Annotated in this window: 15 protein-coding genes; 9 read left to right on the top strand and 6 right to left on the bottom strand. The window is 74.4% G+C overall.

The annotated features are described in order from the left end of the window. Nucleotides 1–95 precede the first annotated feature (95 nt). Entirely contained in the window at nucleotides 96–1,529 is a 1,434-nt protein-coding gene (locus AB0C26_RS21410) for a gamma-aminobutyraldehyde dehydrogenase (RefSeq protein ID WP_360249864.1), read from the bottom strand. 182 nt (nucleotides 1,530–1,711) lie between these two features. Here AB0C26_RS21410 and AB0C26_RS21405 point away from each other — a divergent pair, with 182 nt between their 5' ends. Genes AB0C26_RS21405 through AB0C26_RS21380 form a run of 6 tightly spaced genes read left to right on the top strand, consistent with a single transcriptional unit; the run spans nucleotide 1,712 to nucleotide 11,440 of the window. After that, complete coding sequence (locus AB0C26_RS21405; protein WP_360249861.1) at nucleotides 1,712–3,190, top strand: serine protease; 1,479 nt, start codon at nucleotides 1,712–1,714, stop codon at nucleotides 3,188–3,190. A gap of 8 nt (nucleotides 3,191–3,198) precedes the next feature. Further along, nucleotides 3,199–4,173 carry a MoxR family ATPase gene (locus AB0C26_RS21400; RefSeq protein WP_360249858.1) on the top strand — a complete coding sequence of 325 codons (975 nt, stop codon included), beginning with the start codon at nucleotides 3,199–3,201 and terminating at the stop codon, nucleotides 4,171–4,173. Continuing rightward, nucleotides 4,173–5,762: a trypsin-like peptidase domain-containing protein gene (locus AB0C26_RS21395; RefSeq protein WP_360249855.1), complete on the top strand. Its 1,590-nt coding sequence runs from the start codon at nucleotides 4,173–4,175 to the stop codon at nucleotides 5,760–5,762. Before AB0C26_RS21400 ends, AB0C26_RS21395 begins: the two co-directional genes overlap by 1 nt. After that, nucleotides 5,759–10,348: an AAA family ATPase gene (locus AB0C26_RS21390; protein ID WP_360249852.1), complete on the top strand. Its 4,590-nt coding sequence runs from the start codon at nucleotides 5,759–5,761 to the stop codon at nucleotides 10,346–10,348. Before AB0C26_RS21395 ends, AB0C26_RS21390 begins: the two co-directional genes overlap by 4 nt. Further along, on the top strand, nucleotides 10,348–10,851 hold the full coding sequence (locus tag AB0C26_RS21385) for a hypothetical protein (RefSeq protein ID WP_360249849.1): 504 nt from the start codon (nucleotides 10,348–10,350) through the stop codon (nucleotides 10,849–10,851). The genes AB0C26_RS21390 and AB0C26_RS21385 overlap by 1 nt, the downstream gene beginning before the upstream one ends. Before the next feature lie 13 nt (nucleotides 10,852–10,864). Further along, on the top strand, nucleotides 10,865–11,440 hold the full coding sequence (locus AB0C26_RS21380; RefSeq protein WP_360249846.1) for a DUF6518 family protein: 576 nt from the start codon (nucleotides 10,865–10,867) through the stop codon (nucleotides 11,438–11,440). Here the strand turns inward: AB0C26_RS21380 and AB0C26_RS21375 are convergent. Genes AB0C26_RS21375 through AB0C26_RS21365 form a run of 3 tightly spaced genes read right to left on the bottom strand, consistent with a single transcriptional unit; the run spans nucleotide 11,373 to nucleotide 13,234 of the window. Continuing rightward, nucleotides 11,373–11,993, bottom strand: a complete 621-nt coding sequence (locus AB0C26_RS21375; RefSeq protein WP_360249843.1) for a cation transporter — start codon at nucleotides 11,991–11,993, stop codon at nucleotides 11,373–11,375. The genes AB0C26_RS21380 and AB0C26_RS21375 overlap by 68 nt on opposite strands. Next, nucleotides 11,993–12,319, bottom strand: coding sequence for a metalloregulator ArsR/SmtB family transcription factor (locus tag AB0C26_RS21370; protein WP_360249840.1), 327 nt, complete (start codon nucleotides 12,317–12,319; stop codon nucleotides 11,993–11,995). Before AB0C26_RS21370 ends, AB0C26_RS21375 begins: the two co-directional genes overlap by 1 nt. Before the next feature lie 45 nt (nucleotides 12,320–12,364). After that, the gene (locus AB0C26_RS21365) at nucleotides 12,365–13,234 is read right to left on the bottom strand and encodes a TIGR03560 family F420-dependent LLM class oxidoreductase (protein ID WP_360249837.1); all 870 of its coding nucleotides are present in this window, start codon (nucleotides 13,232–13,234) and stop codon (nucleotides 12,365–12,367) included. Nucleotides 13,235–13,331: 97 nt separating this feature from the next. Here AB0C26_RS21365 and AB0C26_RS21360 point away from each other — a divergent pair, with 97 nt between their 5' ends. The 3 genes from AB0C26_RS21360 to AB0C26_RS21350 all read left to right on the top strand — a co-directional run bounded on the left by AB0C26_RS21360 (nucleotide 13,332) and on the right by AB0C26_RS21350 (nucleotide 19,679). Further along, the gene (locus AB0C26_RS21360; RefSeq protein WP_360249834.1) at nucleotides 13,332–16,238 is read left to right on the top strand and encodes an ABC transporter permease; all 2,907 of its coding nucleotides are present in this window, start codon (nucleotides 13,332–13,334) and stop codon (nucleotides 16,236–16,238) included. Next, entirely contained in the window at nucleotides 16,235–19,180 is a 2,946-nt protein-coding gene (locus AB0C26_RS21355) for an FtsX-like permease family protein (protein ID WP_360249831.1), read from the top strand. Before AB0C26_RS21360 ends, AB0C26_RS21355 begins: the two co-directional genes overlap by 4 nt. Before the next feature lie 91 nt (nucleotides 19,181–19,271). Beyond that, nucleotides 19,272–19,679, top strand: coding sequence for a hypothetical protein (locus AB0C26_RS21350; RefSeq protein WP_360249828.1), 408 nt, complete (start codon nucleotides 19,272–19,274; stop codon nucleotides 19,677–19,679). A gap of 11 nt (nucleotides 19,680–19,690) precedes the next feature. Here the strand turns inward: AB0C26_RS21350 and AB0C26_RS21345 are convergent, their stop codons facing one another. Both AB0C26_RS21345 and AB0C26_RS21340 read right to left on the bottom strand, forming a co-directional pair. Beyond that, nucleotides 19,691–20,533 carry a P1 family peptidase gene (locus tag AB0C26_RS21345; protein ID WP_360249825.1) on the bottom strand — a complete coding sequence of 281 codons (843 nt, stop codon included), beginning with the start codon at nucleotides 20,531–20,533 and terminating at the stop codon, nucleotides 19,691–19,693. 22 nt (nucleotides 20,534–20,555) lie between these two features. Then, the gene (locus AB0C26_RS21340; RefSeq protein WP_360249822.1) at nucleotides 20,556–22,148 is read right to left on the bottom strand and encodes a methyl-accepting chemotaxis protein; all 1,593 of its coding nucleotides are present in this window, start codon (nucleotides 22,146–22,148) and stop codon (nucleotides 20,556–20,558) included. Nucleotides 22,149–22,239 lie beyond the last annotated feature (91 nt).

Genomic DNA, 22,239 nt, shown 5'->3' with positions numbered 1-22,239 from the left:
CCGCCCCCGAGCTCCCCGGTACTGCCCGAGAAGGCGTACCCCTTCTGCCTGTAAGGACGGCCCGGACCGAAAACGGCCCGGGCCGTCTCAGGTGTTCACCCGAGGCTGTGCATGACGTGCTTGAGGCGGGTGTAGTCCTCGAGGCCGTAGACCGAGAGGTCCTTGCCGTGGCCGCTGTGCTTGAAACCGCCGTGCGGCATCTCGGCGACCAGCGGGATGTGGCAGTTCACCCAGACGCAGCCGAAGTCGAGGCGCTGGGTCATCCGCATGGCGCGGCCGTGATCGGTGGTCCAGACCGAGGAGGCCAGGCCGTACTCGACACCGTTGGCCCAGCGGACGGCCTCGTCCTCGTCGGAGAACTGCTGGACCGTGATGACCGGGCCGAACACCTCGTCCTGGATGATCTCGTCGGTCTGGCGCAGGCCGGAGACGACGGTGGGGGAGTAGAAGTAGCCGCGGTCGCCGACGCGGGAGCCGCCGGCGCTCAGAACCGCGTGGTCGGGCAGGCGGTCGACGAAGCCGGAGACCCGGTCGAACTGGCGGGCGTTGTTGAGCGGGCCGTAGAGGACGTCCTCGTCGTCGGCGGCGCCCGTCCTGGTGCCCTTCGCGGCCTCGGCCAGGGCGGCCACGAAGTCGCTGTAGACCCGGGGGCCGGCCAGTACGCGGGTGGCCGCGGTGCAGTCCTGGCCGGCGTTGAAGTAGCCGGCCTCGGCGATCGCGGCCGCCGCCGCCTCCACGTCGGCGTCGTCGAAGACCACGACCGGGGCCTTGCCGCCCAGCTCGAGGTGGGTGCGCTTGAGGTCGGCGGAGGCGGCCGAGGCGACCTCCATGCCGGCCCGGACCGAACCGGTGATCGAGACCATCTGCGGGGTCTTGTGGGTGACCAGCTGCCGGCCGGTGTCCCGGTCGCCGACGACCACGTTGAACGCGCCCGCGGGCAGGAACTCGGCGGCGATCTCGGCCAGCATCACGCTGGTGAGCGGGGTCGTGTCCGACGGCTTGAGCACGACGGTGTTGCCGGCGGCCAGCGCGGGCGCGATCTTCCAGACGGCCATCATGAGCGGGTAGTTCCACGGCGTGACCTGGGCGACCACGCCGATCGGCTCGCGGCGCACGTAGCTCTCGTAGCCGTTGAGGTACTGCCCGGCGGAACGGCCCTCGAGCAGGCGGGCGGCGCCGGCGAAGAAGCGCAGCTGGTCGACCGCCGGCGGCAGCTCCTCGCTGGCGGTCAGGCCCAGCGGCTTGCCCGTGTTCCGCGACTCGGCCTGGACCAGGTCGTCCGCTCGGCGCTCGACGGCGTCGGCGAACTTGAGCAGGGCCCGCTGGCGCTCGCTGGGAGTGGTGTCGCGCCAGGTCTCGAAGGCCTGGGCGGCGGCCTCCATGGCCCGGTCGACGTCGGGCTGGCCGGAGACGGGAGCGGACGCGAACACCTCGCCGGTCGCGGGATCGATGAGGTCTTCGTATCGGCCCTCGGCCGGCGCGGCCGACTCGCCGCCGATGAAGTTGTGCAGCACGGTCTTGGCGGTCACACGGTCTCCAGACGCAGGATCTCCACTGTTCGCGTGCCATCTTCCCACTGATTCCGTAGCTGACAAGAGGGTCAGGCGACTCGATCCGCGCTCCCGGCCGGTGGGCCGGGCCGGCCGGGCGAGAGGCAACCATCCGACTCAGCGGCCGGTCCGGGCGGTTCCCGGCCGTACGCTTCGGCGTGATGCTGGGCCATCACGGGATCGTCGAGCTAGTGCGCGCCGCCACGGTCGTCATCACGTCCGAGAAGGCCGGCGGGCGGGTGCCGTACGGATCCGGTTTCTTCGTCGCACCCGGATGGGTGCTCAGCTGCGCCCACGTGGTCGCGAAAGCGACGCGCCCCCGGGTGCTGTGGCGAGGCTCCGAGCTGACCCCGATCGAGAAGCACGTCCTGCCGGCGGCCGCCGACGCCGACGAGCGGTTCGGCTTCCCGGACGCGGCGCTGCTCAAGGTCGAGGTGCCCGGGCCGGAGCAGGAGATCTGCGTGCCGATCGGCACCGATCTGCCGTCGCCCGGGGAGGAGGTCTGGGCGTACGGGATGAACCGGGTCCGCACCGGGCGCCCGGAACCGGACGGGTCGCGGCTCACGGTCGCGAACGCGCGGGCGGGCCAGTTCATCCGGGTGCAGCAGGGCCAGCTCGCGCCGGGCATGAGCGGCGGGCCGGTGCTCAACCTCGGCACGTACGAGGTCTTCGGGATGGCCAAGGCGACCCAGGGCCGGGACACCGAGCTGGGCGGGTGGATCACGCCGATCGCGGACGCCCTGGCCATCGTGGCCGAGCCCCTGGCCCAGCGCAACGCGGAGTTCCACGCGGACACCCTGCGGGCGGTCCGCAACGGCCAGGCCATGCTGGGCCGCCTGCCGGACCGGGTCCTGGCCCAGCTGTTGTCCCACGAGGGCGCGGTCAGCCTGCTCGCGAACCGGCTCGGCCCGCCGCCCACGGTGGCCGCCGCCGACATCCCGGAATGGGTCGCCCGGCGGCTGTTCTGCCTCACCCTGGACGACCTGGCGGCCGCCCTGCTGGCGGCGCGCGGCGCCCTCGACCCCGAGTCGATCATCTTCATCTTCGACCACGTCGCGTGCAGCCTGGCCATGAACCGGCCGCTCGCCTGGTGGGTGCCCGGCGACGCCGCCCACCTCGTCCGTGTCGAATCGGCGGCCGACGAGCCGCGCGTGCTGCGGGTCGGCACCGACGAGGAGGTCACGCTGGGCCTGCTGCTGCGCCGCGCGGTCGAGGACGACACGTGGGAGGTCAAGAAGCCCGGCGGGCCCTCCTCGGCCGCCCGTGCCGAGCCGCGACGGCCACCGGACGAGCTGGTGCGGGACGTGCGTACCGAGATCCTGCGCTGCCTCGGCGCCGGGGAGCGGGAGTGGCAGAAGTTCCGGGACGCGTTCCGGCAACGGCTGCGCACCCAGAACGTCTACCTCCAGGTACGCGTGGACGGCGATCCCGACACCGCCTTCCTGTCCGCGCTGCGCACCGAGTTCCAGGGGTTCCGGATCCTCATCCGCAAGCGCGACGTGGTGCTGCCGGACGGCGCCGACGACATCCTTCTCGACGTGGTGCCGGCCATCGACGCCGACGGCGAGTGGTGGGGTCTCAACTCCCGCAAGGACCTGCTCGAGCAGATCGGGCTGCCGACGGATCATCGGGTCACCTAGGAGGAGCCATGACCAGTACCGGCGGCTACCGGCCGCTGTTCGATCCCCGCCTCGAGAAGCAGCCGTTCGACCAGAAACGGGCCTATCGGCTCGGCGATCGCGGTACGAGCGACTCCCTGCCCTACGTGTACGACAACGACATCGTCCTGGCCGTGAACGTGGCGCTGGCCGCGGGCCGGCCCCTGCTCGTGCGCGGCCATCCCGGCACCGGCAAGAGCACGCTGGCCCGCAGCGTGGCCGAGCGGCTCGGGTGGCGGTTCTACGCCGACACCGTCTCCTCGCGCACGTCGGCGCGGGATCTGCTGTGGACGTTCGACACCGTGGCCCGGCTGGCCGACGCGCAGGCCGTGCGCGAGGGCGAGCCGATGCCGCCGCGCGCCGCCTACCTGCAGCCCGGCGTGCTGTGGTGGGCGTTCGACCCCGACCTGGCCCGGCGGCGCGGGCTCGACCAGAGCGCCGGAGACCTCCAGCCGGCGCGGGACCCGGCGGTCGTCAACCCGGCCGCCGAACGCGCCGTGGTGCTCATCGACGAGATCGACAAGGCCGACCCGGACGTGCCCAACGACCTGCTGGTGCCGCTCGGCAGCTACCAGTTCCGGGTCACCGACGGCCCCCGGGTGGTGGCCCGGCGGGTGCCGCTCATCATCGTCACCACCAACGAGGAGCGGGAGCTGCCGCGGGCGTTCCTGCGCCGCTGCGTCATCCTCGGCCTGCGCCAGCCCGATCCCGACCGGCTCGACACGATAGCCCGGGCCCACTTCGAGGACCTGACCGATCCGCTGCTCGAGGCCGTGCGCGGCGAATACCTGCGGCTGCGGGCGGAACGGATCGCCCAGTACGAGCCGCCGCCCAGCGTCGCCGAGTTCCTGGACGCGCTGGCCGCCTGCCGCGGCCTCGGGCTGGACACCGGCTCGGCGGCCTTCAAGGAGCTGACCGGGCTGCTCCTGGCCAAGATGATGACCATTCAGCCCGAGGAACGCTGATGACCGGCCGGCCCCTGGCACCCCCGCCGGCGGTCTGGCTCGCCGACGCGGTGCGGGCGGCGCGGCGCCTGAGCGCGGACCCGGCCACCACGCGGCGGATCCTGGAACTGCTCGGCCTGATCGGGGCGCCGCCGGCCGGTCCGTCGCCGGTGGGCACGGCCGGGGAGGCGCCGGCCGCCGGTTCCGCGCCGGTGGTCGCCCGGCGCCGCTCGGCGCCGGCGGCGCCGCCGACCGCCCGCGAGGTCGCCCGGTCGGTGTCGACGCCGCCGGAGGAGCCCGCCGGCCGTCCCCTGGTCGAACGGGAGCCGGGCAGCACGGGCGCGCGGGACCACCCGCCGCGGCGGCTGCCCACCCTGGCCGACGTCCTCGACGACCCCCGGCTGCGCGGGGACGGCCTCGCCGATCTGGTCCGCGAGGCGACGGTCGCGATCGTCTCGGAGCAGGTGGCCGGATCCGGCTTCTTCATCGCTCCCGGAGTGGTGCTGACCTGTGCGCATGTGGTCGGCCGGTCGGCGCGCCCACGGGTCCGGTGGCGGGAACACCTTCTGGATCCGTTCCGCGTGGAACTGTCGCCGGCCCGGCCGGACGCCGGCGGACGGTTCGCCCTGCCCGACGTCGCGGTGCTGTGGGTCGCCATGCCCGCCGGTACCTCCGTTCCGCGACTGCCGATCGCCACGGAGCCTCCGGCGCCGGGTGAAGCTCTCCTGGCGGTGGGTGTGAACCCGGCCGGCCCTCTCCTCGGCGGCGCCGTCGCCGCCGAGGTTTCCGGCCCACTCGTCCGCCTCCAAGACGCCCAGCTTCCGCCGGGGACGAGCGGCGGGCCGATCCTCGGCCTGGAATCCCACGCGGTCGTCGCCATGGTGAAGGAGACCGAGTGGGCCACCCTGATCTCGCCCGCGCTGGCCATGGCCGGTATGACGAAGCTGCCTGATGACACCCCGGCCGCCCGCCTCGAACCGGGCTCGCTGCTGCCGCCGGGGCGGCAGCGGGCGATCCTGTCCGCACTGTGCGGCGGTCCCGTCGCGACCGATGCGATCGACCTCGACGAGCTGGTCGACCGGATGGCGCGCCGGGAGCCGATCCGGGCGCTGCCCATGACGGTGACCGTGACGACCCGGCGCGGCCTGCAGGTGCTGGTGGACTACGGGGACGGGATGCGCCCGTTCGTCAACGACCAGGACGAGGTCGTCCAGCGGCTCGAGCGCATCGCCGGGCCGGACGGCTTCGAGGTCCTGCGGTTCGCCACCACCCCGCTCGACCCGCCGGGAGCGGGACCCGGGCCGGTCTGGACCTGGCGGCAGTACCGGCCGCCGCTGACCGGGCAGCCGGTCATCGTCCTGTCCGACCTCGGCGCGTGCGCGCCGGCCGGCCGGCGGGCCGAGGTGCAGAACCGGTGGCGGCTCTTCGCCGGCCGCCTGCGCGAGTCCGGGCACCAGGTCGTCGCCCTGGCCCCGCTGCCGACCCGCCGCTACCCGCCGGCGCTGCGGGCCGTCCTGCCCATCCTGACCTGGGACCGCGGCACCAGCGTGGCCGACGCCATCCGCACCGCGCGCACCGGGGCCGGCCGGGTGGCCGGCCGGGGACGATGAGCACCCCGCCCGGCCCGGCCGGGGCCGCCGTCGCGGCGGTCGCCCGGCTGCGTGCGGCCAGCCCGGCCGCCGCCGATCTCGCCGTGCTGCTGTCGACGGCGATCCGGATCGAGCCGGCACTGGTACGGCAGATGCGGCTGCTTCTTCCGCACGCCGACGTCGGGGCCGAGGCGGACCTGTGGACGAGCGAGCTGCTGGCCTCGGCGTCGCCGGTCGCCCTCTCGTTCCGCCCGGAGGTCGCCGAAGTCCTTCAGGCCGAGCTGGCCGGGCCCGGATACGGGCCGCTGCGCGACGCCGCGTGCGACGTCGTGGCCACCCTGCACGCCGACGACCACTGGTCGCTGCGGCTGGAGGAGAAGATCAACCGGCTCCTGGTCCAGGACGAGCCGGACGGCCCCGAGCGGGTCGAGCAGCTGCTGCTCGCCGCGACCGCCTGCCTGCGCACCGGCGACGCGCCCGGCACGGACCCGGTCTCGACGGCGCGCTGGCTGCTCGGCGCGCTCGCCCGGATGCCGCGCGCCGCGGCCCGCACCGAGGCCGGCGTCATCGCCCGGCTCAGCGCCGGCACCCGCCTCGACGGGCGCCTCGACCTCGACGAGCGCCCGGCGATCGCCGGCGCCTGGATGCCGTGGCTGCTCGGCGTGGCCGGGATCCGCCCGAGGCCGGTGCCGGTACGGTTCACCGCGGCCGGCCTGATCGTCAACGCGGCGGCCGAGGACGCCGTCTTCATCGAGGTGCCGGACACCGACCCGATGGTGCTGGAGGCGCACTGGCACGACACCGTGCGCACACACCACCGCCGGGTGCGGTTCCGCCGTGACGAGCAGGTGCCGCTCGAATTGCGGGTGGACAGCGTCGAACTGGAGGCGCTGACCGGCGACAAGTTCCGGCTGACCCGGCCCGGCGGGGTGGCGCTGGGCTCGGCCACGCGCGGGATCGACTTCTCGGCGGCGCGGGCCGCCCTGCGCCCGTGTCTCGGGCGCGAGCGGGAGATCGAGGAGATTCTGGAGTATCTGCGCCAGCCGTCGTGGGTTGTCATCACCGGTCTGCCCGGCATCGGCAAGAGCGTCCTGCTCGGCGCCGTGCTGGACCGGTTGCGGCGTGACGGTGAGCCGGTGGCGCAGCACTTCTACGGACATCGGGCGACGTGGGACCGGCCGGACCGGGTCGACGCCTCCCTCGACGCGCAGCTGGCCGGCGCCGCCTCTCGCGGAACCGTCGCCCTGGACGGCGTTTCCGGTGTGCCGGAGGGCCTTCCATGGGCGGATCGCCACGACGTGGCGGTGCTCCTCACCTGCCGGGACGGCTACCTGATCAACCGCCGGGACACGGTTGTCGTCCGGCTCGACCCGATGAACAGTGGCGAAGTGTGCCAGGCGATGCTGTCCGAGCGCCTGGACGAGCTCCGGCTGGTCCTCGGCGGTACGCAGGCGGCCCGCGCCGCGTTCGCCCGGCTCGTCGACCGGGCCGGCTCCGTGCCGGGCCGGCTCGCGGCCATCGTCGACTGGCTGGTGAGCCAGCCGGTGGGTGCGGCCGGGCTGGACACGATCCCGGTGTCGCTGACGGCCCGGATCGACGATGTGCTGGACCGGTACGCCGATCCGGCGACGCGGCGCGGTCTCGCGGCGGTCGTCGTCGCCCAGCCGGGCTTCACCGGCGTCGACGCGCGCCTGGTCACCGGCGACGACGCGGTGCTCCGGGCCATGGGACACGACGGCCTGGCCCGCCGCGACGGTGACGAGTGGACGCTGACCCACCCGTCGGTCCGGGACGCGTTCGTGGAACGGTTCGGCGCGGACGGGATCCGCGACGGCCACGCGGCCCACGCCGGCGCCTTCCCGCACCGGGACCCGGCCGCGGCGACGCCCTATCAGATCGCGGCGGCCGTGGTGCACCACATCGGCGCGATCGGGTCGGTGGAGGAGTCACTGGCCGTCAACGCCGCGTTCCTCGACCGGCGCCAGCGGCAGGACGGGGTCGGCGCGGTGCTGGCCGACCTCGACCTGCTCGGCTCTGTCGGAGGGGACGGCAACCCCACGTTCACAGGCGGCTCGCGGGAGAACGCCAGAACCGTCGCCCGGGCCGTCCGGGTCGTGGCGCCCGCCCTCGCCGCCGAACCCGGGCGTTTCACCGACCTGGTGGCCAACGCGCTGTATCAACTGGGCGCCGCCGACCTCGCCGACGCCATGGTCGCCGACGGCTGGCCGCCGGCGCTGCGGGTCCGCGTGGTGTACGACCTCGATGCCCTGGCCCCGGCCTGGAAGCACACCGGGCCGAACAGCGTGGCCGCCGTCGTGGGATCCCGCGGCCTCGCGGTCGCGAGCGCCTGGGGCGTACTGGGGGAAGGGTCTTTCCCGGAGACCTCGCTCGGGCCGGTCACGCTGTCGGGGCCGGCCGCGGCGGCGGACTGGGACGGGTCACTGGCCGTCGCCGACGGCCCGGCGGTGTACATCGCCGGTTCGGCCTCGGGGCCGCCTTCCCGGTTGCCGGCCGAGGCGGTCCTGCCCTGCCCGGTCACCAGTCTCGGCGCCGGGCAAGGCTTGCTCGTCGCGGGTCTCGACGACGGACGGGTGGCCGTTCTCAGCCGCCGGGCGGACGGCTCGATCGCCACCCGGGTGATGCTGGGGCACGCGGCGCGGGCCGGTGCCGTGGCCGTCACCGGCGCCGGTCTGGTGTCGGCCGGGGACGACGGGACGGTCCGTGTCTGGAACCCCGCCACCGGCGTGTGCCGGCGCGTCTACAGCCGGCACCACGCGGCCGTTCGGCACCTTGTCGTGCTCGGCGGCGGCGCGGTGGTCACCGGTGACGCCAAGGGCGGGCTGCGCTGGTGGGATCCGGCGACCGGAGCCGACCTCGGCGTGCTCTCCGGTCACGAGGCCGCGGTGACAGCGGTGGTACCGGTTGCGGCGGAGCCCGGCACCGAGGTTGTGGTGACGGCCGGAGCCGACGGGGCGCTGTACCGCTGGGAGCTGCGGGGCCGGACCGTCGGCGGCACACCGCTTCAGGCGGCCGGTGGGCCGGCGATCGAGCACGCCGTCTGGTGCGACGGCTCGCTGACCACCACCGGCAGCAGCGGGCGGCTGACCGCCTGGGACGCGGCTGGAGCGCGGGGACTCGACGTCCGCCCGGGCGGGGTGGAGCCGCCCGTCCACGGCCTGGCCTGGAGCCCGGCCGACGGGTGTGTGGTCGTCCTGCACGCCGGTGGCGCCGCCGCGTTCCCGGTTCGGGACTGGCCACCGCCGGCCGGCCCGGTGGCGCTGGGGGCGCTGGCCCTCTCGGCCGGCGGCCGCCGCGTCGCCTACGGCACCGCTCGGGGCGCCGGCTCGCTGTCGCTCGACAACGGTCAGTTGTGGATTCCGTACGCCATGAGCGAGTCGCCCCCGCGAGCCGTCGGCCTGATCCGGGAGCCCGGCCCCGCCGGCGAGGACACGCTGGCGGTCGTCTGGCAGGACGGCCGGCTCCTCCACCAGAACGAGGAGTGGCCGGGTGACGACAAGGAACTCCTCGCCGTCGAACGGCCGGACCGGCGGCGGTTCTGGGTCTACGACCGGGACGGCCGCCTGGACCGGTGGGAACCGCGCGCCGGCGGCGCCGCGATGTGGATCCCGAAGGACACCCGGGCGCTGGCGGTGACGGTGGCCCGCGCCGGCAAGAGCCCGGGGATCGTCGCCGCCGGGGCCGGCGTGACGGTGATGCGGTCGGACGGCGCCTTCATCGCCGCCGGTACTCCGCCGGTCGAGGCGATCGCCTTCGATCAGGGGGCGACGACGGTCTACGCCGGCACCTCCGACGGCGTGCTGTGGCGGGTTCCCGTGGACGGGCCGGACGCCGCACCGGCCGGTGGCCACACCGGAGCCGTCACCGGCGTGGCCGTCGGCGGGCGGACGGAGCAGGGCGTGCTCACCACGTCGGCCGACGGGACGATCCGGCTCTGGGACCACGGGCATCGGGGGCTGCTCGGCGTCGTGGCCGGGCCCACGCCGTTCCTGGCCGTCGACGCGGTGCACGACACGGCGGTGGCCCGCGACGCCGACGGCCGCCTGTGGGTGCTCGAGCTCGACGTGCCGCACCACGACCCCGTACCGCCGGCCCTGGAAGTCTCTCTGGGCGGCGACGAGGACAACGAGATCGAGCTGCGCGGTCCGGGGACCATGCGGGTACGGCTGCGATTCGATGTCGTGCCGCCGGTTCCGGTCGAGCTGCGGGCCGTACGGATCATCCTGCCCCTTCAGCCGCGCCAGTTCGACATCGCACCGAACCATCTCGAGATCCGCCGGCCGCCCGGCGGGCCCACCGACCCGGTCACGGAGGACGGCCGGCTGGTGATCCCCCGGCGGCTGGCGGCGGGGAACACGGCGTCGATCCGGGCCGCCGTCTCCGTCTACAACATGCGGATTCCCCCCGGCGTGCCGGTGGCGGCCCTGCGCCTGACCTTATACGACCCGGTACGGGACGAGTGGCAGCTGGACGTCGGCGCGGTCTTCGAGCCGCGAGGGGAGTCGGCCTTCAAACCGGCCACCGGCGCCCGGGTGTTCCGGCCCGGGCAGCTCGACGAACCCTGGAACGACGACGAATCGGAGGCGTGATGACTGGCAACGACGACCCACCGGCGACCGGCCTGAAATGGACCTGGCAGTTCACCGTGGCGGTCATCCTGATCGTGCTCTTCCTGGTTCTGGCCGCCCTCATGTTCTTCGGCGCCGACACCTCGGAGACGGTGTGGCAGCGCCGGGTCTACGTGTTCGGCGCCATCGAGGCGATCGTCTTCACCGCTGTCGGCTGGATCTTCGGCAAGGAGGTCCACCGGGCCGAGGCCGAGTCGGCCAAGGCGGAAGCGTCCGAGGCCAAGCAGGAGGCGAAGGAGAACGCGGACGCCGCCGTCGACGCGTCGGTGAAGCTCACGGCCGAACAGACCAAGGGTCGGATGGCCGCGGCGGCGGTCCGCCACATGAACACGGGCGCCGGCGGCGCCCGTATGGGCGGCGGCAGCGGCAGCGACATCAACCTGGACGACGAGGCCGCGCCGGGCGACGGGCGGGCGGTGACCGACCTGAAGGCCTTCTTCGACGAGCTGTACCCGGGCGGTTAGCCTGGGCGGAATCATGATCAGGATCTTCGGGGTGGCGCTGCTGTTCGGGGCGCTCGGCGCGCTCGTCAAAGGTGACCACGGCGGGGTGCGGGACACCGTCGGAAACCTCAGCACGCCGTGGCTGCTGGTGGCGTTCATCCCGGGGATGTTCGCGCGGTCGGTGTGGCGGGGCGCGGCGATCGGGCTGGTGGCGACGCTGGTGGCGCTGCTCGGGTTCTACGTGGTGGTGACGCTCACGCTGGACGATCAGATGCCGGACATGCGGGATCATCTGCTGCACGTGCTGCGGCTGAACCGGCGGTGGATCTGGTCGGGGCTGCTGAGCGGGCCGGTCATGGGCGCGTTCGGGGCCTGGGCCGGCCGGCGGGCGCTGCTGCCGGTCACGGCCGTGCTGCTGATCCTGGAACCGATCGTGATCGTCTCGGCGCGGATCGTGCCGGGGTGGCGCTCGGTGATCCACTGGACGCTCGACCCTCGTCCCTACGTCGCCGAGGCCGCGCTCGGGGTGGTCCTGCTCGGGCTCAGCAGCATCCGCAGGCGTCGCCCCGCCACGCCTCGCGACCCTCTCGAACCGCCACGGCCGCGATGACCAGAGCGGCGACCGGATCGGCCCAGTGCCAGCCCAGGGTCGCGTTGAGGATCAGGCCGACCAGCAGGATCGCGGAGAGGTACGTACACAGCAGCGTCTGTTTCGAGTCGGCCACCGCGCTCCGCGAGCCGAGCTCCCGGCCCGCCCGGCGCTGCGCGTACGAGAGGCCGGGCATGACGGCGAGGGACACCGCGGCCAGCACGATGCCGGTGGTCGAGGGGCCGGCCTCATGCCCGGTGATCAGCGCCCGGGCCGATTCCGCGGTGACGTAGGCGGCGAGCGCGAAGAACGAGACCGCGATGATGCGCAGGGCGGTCTTCTCCCGGGCCTCGGGGTCGCGCCCGCCGAACTGCCAGGCGACGGCGGCCGCCGACGACACCTCGATGACCGAGTCGAGCCCGAAACCGATCAGCGCCGTCGAGCCGGCGGCCGTCCCGGCGCCGATCGCCACGGCCGCCTCGACGACGTTGTAGGTGATGGTGGCCGCGACCAGCAGCCGGATCCGCCGGGCCAGCACCTCGCGGCGCCGTCGAGTGGTCAGCGAGATCTCCATCAACAGCACCCGTCGGCGGCGTCGGGGCAGGCGGTGGGGTCGACGGCCAGCACCAGGCCGAGCAGGTCGGTCAGAGCATGCGCGATCCGCGGGTCGGCCAGCTCGTAGCGGACCCGGCGGCCCTCGGGCACGGCCACCACCAGGCCGCAGCCGCGCAGGCAGGCCAGATGGTTGGAGAGGTTCTGCCGGGTGGCGCCGAGCAGGCCGGCCAGGTCGGCCGGATAGCCGGGCGCCTCCCGCAGGGCCAGCAGCAGACGGGCGCGGGTCGGGTCGGACAGGGCGTGGCCGAACCGGGACAGGGCCTGGCCGTGGGTCACCGTCTCCATGGAGCTGACAGTACAGCGGATGCTGTACTCCGAGAAGCCGGGGTCTCAGGAGAACTGCGGTACGACTTCCTCGGCGAGCCGCAGCAGGTGGCTGTGGTCGTAGGCGACCCGGGGGACGTAGAACAGGACGTAGTCGGCGCCGGCGTCGGCCAGGCGTTCGACGTGGGCGATGGTGTCCTTCGTGGACTGGTTCAGGTCGAGCTCGATCGTCGTCGACTTGCGGATCCGGCCGTAATCGCGGCCGAGGCGGTCGCAGTGCGCGCGCAGGACGCCCAGCTTGTGCTTGACCACGGCCGGGTCGCCGCCGCCGACGTTGCAGCCGTCCGCGTACTGGGCCACGAGCTTGAGCGTGACCTTCTCACCGCCGCCGCCGAGCCAGAACGACGGCTTGCGCCTGGGCTGGTTGATCGGCGCGTCGATCGAGAAATGCTTGCCCTGGTGGACGGGACGGTCCTCGGTCCACATCTTGTTGATGATCTCGACGGCCTCGCGGAACTCGGCCATCCGGGTGGGCACGTCCGCCCACTGGTAGCCGTACGCCTTCCACTCGTGCTCGTACCAGCCGGCGCCGAGCCCGGCGTAGAGGCGGCCCTTGCTGGCCACGTCGACGGTCGAGGCGATCTTGGCGTAGAGCGAGGGCTGCCGGTACCCGTTGCAGCCCACCATCTGGCCGATGTTGACCCGGCTGGTGTCGCGGGCCAGGGTCGAGGTGGCGGTCCAGCATTCGAAGGTCGTGTTCATGGACGGCTCGGGCCAGGTGTGGAAGTGGTCGTACAACCAGATCGAGTCCCACGGGCCGGCGTCGGCGACCCGGGCCACAGCGGTCATCGCCTCGTACTGCTCCTCCGGGTCGGCGATCTCGACCAGGTCCATCTTCCAGCCCTGCGGCACGAAAACCCCGAAATCAACGCTCATGCCCCGACCTTATCGCCGGTAACGGATCGGCATCGAGGGTTGGCTTACCCTGTCGGCCGGACGAGAGTGTCTGAGGATTCGCACATCGGGGGAGCGGATGTACTACGTGAGCTGGGGTGCCGTGCGCCGGCGCTCCGGGCAGGCGCTGCTCGTGCTGCTCCTGGCCGCGCTCGCGGCCACGGCCGCGTCGGCCGCCGCCTGGTACGGGCTGACCGTGGCGTCGCAAGCGGCCGGCAGCGACGTCCGGAACGCGCCCGCCGTCCAGCACGTGATCCTCGCCCACGGCCGGGGCCCGGCCGGTGAGCTGGACGCGTTCGCGGCCACTGTGGACGGTCTGCTGCGGCTGCCCGAGGGGCGGCCGGTGCTCGGCCTGGCCGCCGACATGACCTACATCTATCCCGGCAAGCCGGGCTCCGCCTCGGGCATGCCGGCCGCGTACCGGGACGGGTTCTGCGCCCACGCGCGGATCACCGGCGCCTGCCCGGCCGCCGCGAACGAGGTGGCGGTCAGCCTCGACGCCGCCCGCAAACTCAAACTCCAGCCGGGATCGTCGTTCGACGCCCACGCGGTCACCGACGCGACGCCGGTGCGGTTCCGCGTCACCGGCGTCTACCAGGCGAGCGACCCGAACGGCCCGTACTGGTCCGACCAGCTGTTCCGGTCGCAGGGCTCGCTCGACCCATTCTTCACCCCGCGGGAGACGTTCCGCGCGCCGCAGCTGCGCGACACCGTCCGGGCCTGGGCCGTCGAGGTGCCCGAGCCGTTGCTGCGCGGCGACGGCGGCTACGACCTCAACGGCCTGATCAACGCGGCCCGGCCCCGGTTCGCGGCGGCCCAGCTCGACCTGGACACCGAGGCCGGCCGGCTGGTCGACCAGGTCCGCGGCTCGCGGCTGGCGGTGGCCGAGGGCGTGCTCGTCGCGGCCGGGCAGACGCTGCTGCTGGCCTGGTTCGCGGTCGGGCTCGCGGGGCGTTTCACCGGGCGGGACCGGCGCTCCGACGCCGGCCTGCTCAAGCTGCGCGGCACCACCTACGGCGCCATCCTGCGCCTGGCCGCCGGGCAGCATCTGGTGCCGCTGGCCGGCGGGGCGCTGATCGGCTGGCTGGCCGGGCCGCTGGTGGCGTGGCCGTTCGCCGGCGGCTGGCCGGTGCCGGTCGAGCTCTGGATCGCGGCCCTGCTGTCGCTGGCGGCGGTGCTGGCGGTCACCCTCGTCGGGCTGGCCGTGCTGGTCACGGTCGACGCGATCGCGACCCGGGCGCCGGTGGCGGTGCTGCTGCGCCGGGTGCCGGCGCACCGGCGCGACTGGCGGTCCGGCGTCGTCGACGTCGCGCTGGTCGCGCTGGCGGCGGGGGCGGTCTTCCAGGCCCGCAACGGCGGCGCCGGCTTCGGCGTGGTGGCGCCGGCCATGGTCGCGCTGGCGGTGGGCCTGCTGCTGGCGCGGCTGCTGCGGTGGATCGCCGACCGGGCCGGCGCGGTGGCGTTGCGGGCCGGCCGGATCCGGCTCGGGCTGACCGCGGTGCAGGTGTCGCGCCAGCCGGGCGTGGACCGGGTCTTCGCGCTGGCGGTGGTGGCGATCGCGATGGTCGGCCTCACCGCCGGGGTCTTCTCGGCCGGGCGGGCGTCGCGGGCCGATCGGGCCGGCGCCGAGCTCGGGGCGGCCCGGGTGCTGACCGTCACGGCACAGACCAGGACCCAGCTTCTGTACGCCGTCCGTCAGGCCGACCCCAGCGGGCGGTACGCGATGGCCGCCGTCCTCGACACCGCCAGCGCGCCGCCGGTCCTGGCCGTCGACTCCGCGCGCTTCGCCGCCGTGTCCGCCTGGGACAACGTCGACATCTCGGCGCAGTCGCCGCCGGGCCCGGTGGTGACCGGTGGCCGGATGACGGTCCGCGTCGACAGTGAGCGGCGGACGACCACGCTGCTCGGGGCCGTGTTGCAGCAGGAGGCCACGGGGGAGGGCGTCCAGGTCGAGTTCCGCGGCATCCACCGGGGCGCGCAGAGCGTGACCGCCGCCGTGCCACGCTGCGCCACCGCGCCCGGCTGCCGCCTGGTCAGCTTCCAGCTCTACACGCCGGCCGGCTCCGACAACGGCGCGCTGACCGTGCGCGGCGTCTCCACCCCGGCCGGCGAGGTGCTCACCGGCGCCCAGCTGGCCGACGTCACCCGCTGGCGGGCCGGCTTCACCGGCGCCGCCGTGCGGGCCACGTCGGCCGGCGACGGCCTGCGGCTCTCCGTCGACACCGTCGACGACGCCGGGACGGCCGTGTACGCCGTGGACACCCCGCTGCCGCTGCCGATCGTCCTGGCCGGCCCGCGCCCCGACTCCTGGCAGTTCGACGACGCCTCCCTCGACCGCTTCGGCGACCCGGCCACCCCGGTCCGGGTCGTCGCCACCCCCGAGGTGCTGCCCGTCCTCGGCCGGGCCGGGATCCTCACCGACCTCGACGCCGTCCGCCGCCTGGCCGGGGCCGGTGACCAGGGCGGCACCATGCAGGTCTGGCTGACCGAGGACGCGCCGGCGGCGGTGGTCGACGCGATCGGCCTGCCCGTGCTGGCCGACCGCACCACCGCCGGCCGGGCCGAGCAGCTGGCCGGGCAGGGCCGGGTCGTCACCGCGCCGTTCGCCCTGGTCACCGTCGCGATCGCGCTGCTGGTGGCGGGCGCGCTCGTCGCGGTCGCGGCCACCGTCGACCGCGAGGCCCAGCTCGAACAGCTGCGGGCGCTGCGCACCCAGGGCCTGTCGCGGCCCACGGCGCTGGCCATCGGCTACGCCGGTCAGGCCGCGCTGGTCGTGGCCGCCCTGGCCGGTGGTGTGGTGGCGGCGCTGGTGGCCCGCCCGGTGGCGGACGTGACGGCGCCGCCCTTCGCCGACGGCTGGCGGGTGATACCGCCGCCGGGCGCGCTCGGGCCCGTACCCCTGGCCCTGGCCTGTCTGGCCGGGCTGGTCGTGCTCGGGGTGACCGCGGGGCTGTCCGCGCGCCGCCTGCGGGGAGGCCTGAAATGATCTCCCTGGTCCTCGCGATGGTCTGGAACCGCCGCGGCCAGGCCCTGGTCGTCGCCCTGCTGGCGCTGTTCGGCGTGGCGGCCGCGGTCGCCGCCCCGGCCTACCTGCGCGCCGCCGACCGGGCCGTCGCGGCCGGCCAGGTCGCGACGGCGCTGCCCACCGAGCGGGCGATCGAGGTCTCCACCCAGATGGTCGACCATCGCGAGGACGCGCCCGGGTCCACGCCCTCCGACGTCGACCTGACCCGCACCGGCGCCGCCCTGACCGGCCTGAGCGGCTTCACGTACGTCTACTCGGCCGAGTACCCGACCGTCGGCATCGAGCCCGACACCCGCGACCGCACCCGCTTCGTCTTCCGGCAGAACGTCTGCGGGCACCTGACGATGACGGCCGGTCGCTGCGCGATCGCCTCGGGCGACGTCGTCCTCGGCGCCGAGACCGGCCGCCGGATGGGGCTCGAGCCGGGCGACTCGGTCACGCTGAGTTTCGCCGTACGCCCGGATCCCCGCGAGCCGGACTACGTCCCGGCCGGGAAACCGAAGCAGTTCCTGGTCGCCGGCCTCTACCGGGCCACCGACCCGGGCGATGTCTTCTGGGGCACCCAGAACTACTTCGGCCCCGACTCCGGCGACCGCCCCGGCGAGCCCGCCTTCGTCACCAGCGCCTCGCTGCGGACCATGGACCACGGCGCCGTGCGGACGACCCTCGACGGGTACGCCGGGCCCGGCGCCCTCGACGTCGACCGGCTGCCCGCGCTGCAGGCCGGCCTCGACCAGCTGCGGACCGACGTGGGCGGCCTGGGTGCCGGCGTCGAGCTGCGCTCCGGCCTGCCCGACCTGCTCACCCGCGTCGACGAGGGCCGCCGGGCCGCCCACCGCATCGTCCCGGTGCTGGCCGTGGCCCTGGTCCTGCTGGCCTGCCTCACCATCTTCCTGGCCGTCGGCTACGGCACCGAGGGCCGCCGCCCCGAGCTGGCCGTGGTCGCGCTGCGCGGCGCCCGGTGGGGTCAGCGCTGGTGGCTGGCGACCGGCGAGAACATCGTCGCCATCGTGGCCGGCGCGATCCTCGGCTGCCTGGCCGGCCAGCTCCTGGTCACCCTGTTCGCCGCGTGGCGGTTCCCGGGCGTCGGCGCCGACCCCGGCCTCGACTCGCTGCGCTGGGCGCCCGTGGCCGCCGGCGCGGCCGTGCTGACCGCCCTGCTCGCCGAGCGCCGCCAGATCGCCACCCCGGTGGCCGAGCTGCTGCGCCGGGCCCCGGCCGTGCGGGGCAGCGCCCGCGCCGTGGCCGTCGAGGCGGTGGTGGTCCTGCTGGCGGCGGTGGCCACGGTCCAGCTCTCGGCCGACCTGATCGGCGTCGGCACCTTCGCCGTGGCCCTCATCGTGATCGCCGCCGCCCTGGTCATCGCCCGTCTGCTGCTGCCGTGGGCGACCGTCCTGGCCCGCCGCGCGCTGCGCGACGGCCGCCTCGGCGCCGCCCTGGCCGGCTTTCAGCTCTCCCGGCGGCCGGGCGCGGCCCGTTTGTTCGCGCTGCTGACGGCGGCCGTCGCCGTGGTCGGCTACGCCGGCGCCGCGGTCGACGTGGCCGCTCGCGGCCGCGCCCTGGAGTCCGAGGTGGGTACCGGCGCCACCCGGGTGCTCACGCTGGCCGCGACCGGCCGCCAGAACCTGCTGCACGCGGTCCGCGCCGTCGACCCGGACGGCGCGTACGCGATGGCCGCGGTCCGCCTCACCACCGACCCGGGCCGCCCCGCCCTGCTCGCCGTCGACACGACCCGCCTGGGCCGGGTCGCGCTCGGTCCCGCCCTGGACGCGGACGCCCTGCGCCCGTCCGCCCCGCGACCGGTCGAGCTGAAGAGCTCGGCCGTGGGGTTCGACATCACGGCCGCCGGCTTCGCCCCGAACAAGACCGTCGACCTCACGGCCGTGCTGTCCCCACGCGAAGGCGGCCCCGACGAGGTCGTCCCGTACGGCGTGATCAACAACGGCCGGCAGACCTATTCTCAGTCCGTGCCGGCCTGCGCCGACGGCTGCACCCTGAACTCGCTGCGCCTGACCGGCGGCCAGGGCACCCTGGACGTCGCCGGGAAGCTGACGGTCCACTCCCTGTCGTCGGCCGGCTGGCGCGCCTCCGAGGGTGGCTCCGCGGCCACGTCGGCCGACGGCCTGAAGATCGACGTGACGTCCCTGAACGACCTCCCCAACGGCCTGGTCGTCCAGCCCGCCGACGCGCCCTGGCCGCTGCCGGTGGCCACGGCCGGCGTGACCGCGGTGCGGAGCGTGGGCGGCCTGGACGCCCGGGAGATCCCGGTGACGGTCGCCGTCACGGCCGACGCCATCCCCGGCGCCGGCGCCCCCGCCGTCCTGATCGACCTCGACTACGCCGACCGCCTGGCCGCCGACGGCGCCCCGACCAGCGGCGCCCAGGTCTGGCTGAACGCCCGCGCACCGGCCGACGTGGTGGCCCGCCTCCAGGCCCAGGGCCTGTCGGTGATCGATGACGTGCGCGCGGCCCAGATCCGGGCCCGGCTCGACAACCAGGGCCCGGCCATCGCCCTGTGGTTCTACGTGATCGTCGCGGTCCTGGCCACGGCCCTGGCCGCCGGCGCCCTGATCCTCTCGGCGTCGGTCGACCGGGCCCGCCGCGTGGAGGACCTGTCGGCCCTGCGCGCCCAGGGCCTGAACCGGCGCGCCCTGCGCCAGGCCACGTTGTGGACCTACCCCGCCCTGGTGGCGATAGCGGTCCTGGCCGGCATGGCCGTGGCCGCCCTGGGCTGGTGGCTGACGGGCTGGGCTCTTCCACTGGCCGGCCTGACCCGCCCCGAGGTTCCCCTGCCCACGTGGCCGAACCCCCTGGTCTTCACGGCCACGGGGCTGGTCGCGGCGGCGATCCTGGCCGCGGTCGCCCTGGCCGCCGGCCGCCGGACCCTGCGCGAGATCCGCTGACACGCGCTCTGCGTGGACAAAGCGATCACGCATCGATACGATCCCTCGCTATATCCAATGTGGACAACGGGGGAACGGCATGCGAACGAACGTGAGAAGACTGATCAACGGAGTGCTCGGGACGGCGGCCGCGACCGGGGTGGCGCTCGCGCTGGGCGCCGCGCCGGCGCACGCGGAGACGAACCTGACCCTGGTCACCAAGGCGGGGAACGGGTACGGGGCCAGCGGCGGGGGCGTCTTCTTCAACGCCACCGGCGAGATCTTCACCGTCTACGACCAGAGGTCGGACGGCGCCGGGGTGAACGTCAGCTACCACTACCAGCGCCCGGACGACGTCTGGGTCTACCCGGCCGACCTCTACAACGGCGACGGCGCGGGAACGTCGAAGTCCTTCAACAAGAGCATCGTGGACGGCTCCAAGGTCTACATCACGCTCTGCCTCATCGACGGCGGCGACATCAAGGAAGCCACCTGCGTGTCGGGCACCGCCATCGCCTGACCTCGGCGGCCTCAGCGCTGGGACGGGCCGGGAGCGATCGCGCGGCGGATGGCGCCGGCCGTGACCTCGGTGACGGTGGCCCGCAGCAGGTCCAGGTCGGCCTCCCTCTCGCCGGTGGCCAGGGAGACCACGGCGTCGCCGTCGTAGCGGGAGTGGGCCGGGTGCAGGGCGCGGGCGTAGCCCGTGTGGCCGCTCTGGGCGAGCAGGAAGCAGTCCGTCTTGCTCAGGCGGGCGTCGGTGGCGACCACGGCCAGGGTCGTGTTGGTCATGCCGAAGCGGGGGACCGGGGCCAGGCCGGGGTCGCCGGCGGCGTTCAGGACCTCGCCGCCGGGGCCGATCACATCGCCCCAGGCGTTGGCCACGGCCACCACGACCACCGACGCCCCGCCGGCGGTGCCGTGGGCTATGCCCAGGCCGCCGGGGGAGAAGCCGCCTCGCCACTTGCCGACCGTCGCGCCCGTGCCCGCGCCGACGCGGCCCTGGGTCAACTCGGTCGTCGCCGCCTCGAGGGCGGCGCGGCCGTCAGCGGCGGTGGGCGGGGTGCCGGCCACCGAGGCGTCGAACAGCGACATGCCCACGACGATCGGGACGGCGCCGGCCGGGGTGGGGAAGCCCCGGCCCTGTTCCCACAGGGCGCGGGCCACGCCGTCGCCGGCGGCCAGGCCCAGGGCCGAGCCGCCGGACAGGACCACCGCGTCGACCCGGTCGACCAGGCGCGTGGGGTCGAGCAGGGCGAACTCGCGGGTGGCGGGCGCGCCACCGCGTACCTCGCCGGAGGCGATCGTGCCCGCCGGCGGGACGATCACCGTGACCCCGGTCCCGTCGCCTGTCCAATGGCCGATCTTCAGCTGCATGTGTCCTTGATACCTCAGGGACTCAGTATCTGAAGGTCGAGACCAGGCTCGTCAGCTCCGACGACATGCGGGCCAGTTCGTTCGTCGCCTGCTGCGACTGCTGGACGCCCTCGGTGGTCAGGCGGGCGGCCTCGGCGACGCCGGTGATGTTCTGGGCGATCTCGTTCGTGCCGGTGGCCGCCTCGCCGACGCTGCGGTTCATCTCGGCCGTGGTGGCGGTCTGTTCCTCCACGGCCGAGGCGATGGTGGTCTGGAAGTCGCTGATCCGCGCGATCACGCGGGTGATCTCCTCGATGGCGCTCACCGCGCCGGAGGCGTCGGTCTGGATGGCCTCCACCCGGCGGGAGATGTCCTCGGTGGCCCGGGCCGTCTCCTGGGCCAGATCCTTCACCTCGGAGGCGACCACCGCGAAGCCCTTGCCCGCGTCGCCGGCCCGGGCCGCCTCGATGGTCGCGTTCAGGGCCAGCAGGTTGGTCTGCTCGGCGATCGAGGTGATCACCTTGATCACGTCGCCGATCTCCGAGGACGACTCGCCGAGCTGGTTCATCCGGCCCGACGTGGTCTCGGCCAGCCCCACCGCCTCGCCGGCGACCTGGGCCGCCTCGCTGGCATTCTGGGAGATCTCCCGGATGGCGGCGCCCATCTGCTCGCTGCCGGCCGACACCGAGTCGACGCTGCGCGAGATCTCCTCGGCCGCGCTGGACACCACCTGCGCCTGCACCGAGGTCTGCTCGGCCGACGCGGCGATCTGCTGGGCAGCGCCGTTCATCTCCTCGCTCGCCCCGGCCAGCTGGATCGCCGAGGTGTCGATGGTGGCCACCGTGCCGCGGAGCTTCAGCAGCGCCTCGTCGAGGGCGCGGCCCATCCGTCCCGGCTCGTCGGCCGACAGCAGGCCCGTCGTCCGGGTCAGGTCGCCGGCGGCCAGGCTCTCGCAGACCGCGCGGACCCGGTTGAGCGAGCGCACGATGCCGCGAGCGATGACGACGCCGAGGCCGAGCGCGGCCGCGCCGCCGGCGACGACCAGCAGGATGGTCTCCCGGCGGTTCTGCCGGTACCCCTCGCGGGCGTGGGCCGCGGACGCCGCCGCCTCGGCCTGCTCGGCGGTGCCCAGCTCGTCGATGCTGCGGGTGAGGTCGGCCAGCAGCGGGGTGATCTCGGTGTCGCGGACGGTCTGCCAGGAGGCGTAGTCCTTGCGCGCGCCGGCGACCAGCTGCTTGGTGGTGGCCAGCTCGACGTAGGCGGCCCAGAAGGCCTCGAGCGCCGCGATCTCCTCGGCGGTGGCGGCGGGGCTGCCGTCCTTGTACGCGGCGAGCGCGCTCTCGAAGACCTCGACGTCGTCGGCGAACTTGGCCGTGTACTTGGCGGTGGTGGCGTCGTCCCGGGAGACCAGCTGGTTGGCCAGGTCGACCCGGGCCACGCCGAGCGCGGCCTCCAGGGCGCCGACCTCGGCCACGTTCTCGACGTTCACCGCGTGGATGTCGGAGGCGGCGCCGGCCGCCTCCTCGAGCGCCACGAGCGCGAGCAGGCCCACCACGGCGGCCACCACGACCCCGATCGCCGACACGATCACGATCTTGACTCGGACGCTGAGGTTGACGAAGAACCCACTACTCACCTGGCAACCGTACGTTTGCGAAATATCCGATGCGTGGCTTTTGCGGGAGAGCAAGGGTTGACACGCCCCCGGCGTCGCACCAATCTGTTCA

Origin of the sequence: Actinoplanes sp. NPDC048796, assembly GCF_040650035.1 — a bacterium.
In the GTDB taxonomy this organism is placed as follows: domain Bacteria; phylum Actinomycetota; class Actinomycetes; order Mycobacteriales; family Micromonosporaceae; genus Actinoplanes.
This window is presented reverse-complemented; position numbering and strand designations above follow the sequence as displayed.

What these genes read in the sequence shown, in the direction of transcription:
- AB0C26_RS21405 (WP_360249861.1), top strand. Translation starts at nt 1,712, where the DNA reads ATGCTGGGCCATCACGGGATCGTCGAGCTAGTGCGCGCCGCCACGGTC.
- AB0C26_RS21400 (WP_360249858.1), top strand. Translation starts at nt 3,199, where the DNA reads ATGACCAGTACCGGCGGCTACCGGCCGCTGTTCGATCCCCGCCTCGAG.
- AB0C26_RS21395 (WP_360249855.1), top strand. Translation starts at nt 4,173, where the DNA reads ATGACCGGCCGGCCCCTGGCACCCCCGCCGGCGGTCTGGCTCGCCGAC.
- AB0C26_RS21390 (WP_360249852.1), top strand. Translation starts at nt 5,759, where the DNA reads ATGAGCACCCCGCCCGGCCCGGCCGGGGCCGCCGTCGCGGCGGTCGCC.
- AB0C26_RS21385 (WP_360249849.1), top strand. Translation starts at nt 10,348, where the DNA reads ATGACTGGCAACGACGACCCACCGGCGACCGGCCTGAAATGGACCTGG.
- AB0C26_RS21380 (WP_360249846.1), top strand. Translation starts at nt 10,865, where the DNA reads ATGATCAGGATCTTCGGGGTGGCGCTGCTGTTCGGGGCGCTCGGCGCG.
- AB0C26_RS21375 (WP_360249843.1), bottom strand. Translation starts at nt 11,993, where the DNA reads ATGGAGATCTCGCTGACCACTCGACGGCGCCGCGAGGTGCTGGCCCGG.
- AB0C26_RS21370 (WP_360249840.1), bottom strand. Translation starts at nt 12,319, where the DNA reads ATGGAGACGGTGACCCACGGCCAGGCCCTGTCCCGGTTCGGCCACGCC.
- AB0C26_RS21365 (WP_360249837.1), bottom strand. Translation starts at nt 13,234, where the DNA reads ATGAGCGTTGATTTCGGGGTTTTCGTGCCGCAGGGCTGGAAGATGGAC.
- AB0C26_RS21360 (WP_360249834.1), top strand. Translation starts at nt 13,332, where the DNA reads ATGTACTACGTGAGCTGGGGTGCCGTGCGCCGGCGCTCCGGGCAGGCG.
- AB0C26_RS21355 (WP_360249831.1), top strand. Translation starts at nt 16,235, where the DNA reads ATGATCTCCCTGGTCCTCGCGATGGTCTGGAACCGCCGCGGCCAGGCC.
- AB0C26_RS21345 (WP_360249825.1), bottom strand. Translation starts at nt 20,533, where the DNA reads ATGCAGCTGAAGATCGGCCATTGGACAGGCGACGGGACCGGGGTCACG.